At 40.6% G+C, this 471-nt stretch carries 1 protein-coding gene; it reads left to right on the forward strand.

The genetic code is table 11. The annotated features are described in order from the left end of the window. Positions 1-471, forward strand: a 471-nt coding sequence (locus ACG9ZL_RS21185) for a phage tail protein (protein ID WP_419361897.1), incomplete at both ends; no start/stop codon positions are given.

Consider the following 471-nt stretch of genomic DNA (forward strand, 5'->3'; position numbering starts at 1 on the left):
GTGCAATCAGTTATTGGGATGGTGCATCTATCGTATGTGAGGCTGATGTACCTCAAGATGCTATTTTTACATACACATCTGCCAATATTATTGATGGTGTTCTTGGTATCAATTACACCGGTACGCGTGCACGTGATCGGCATAATGCAGTCAAAGTTGCTTGGGATAATCCGCAAAATCGCTATAAAACTGAATATGTTTTTGTGCGTGATGAAAAATCAATTGCAGAGGCTAAAGCGGTACGCTTATTAGAACTTGAGGCATGGGGTTGTACATCAGAAGGACAAGCACAACGTACTGGCCAATGGGCTTTAAAAACAGAACAACTTGAAACTCGAACTGTCACATTTAAAGTTGGTTTGGATGGATATATACCATTACCAGGTAAAGTGATTGAACTTGCTGATGAGTTGTTAGCTGGTCGTGCAAATGGTGGGCGTATTTCTTCAGTCAGTGCTGATTTAAAACAAA

The sequence above is a fragment of the Acinetobacter legionensis genome (assembly GCF_048551735.1).
Classification (GTDB): domain Bacteria; phylum Pseudomonadota; class Gammaproteobacteria; order Pseudomonadales; family Moraxellaceae; genus Acinetobacter.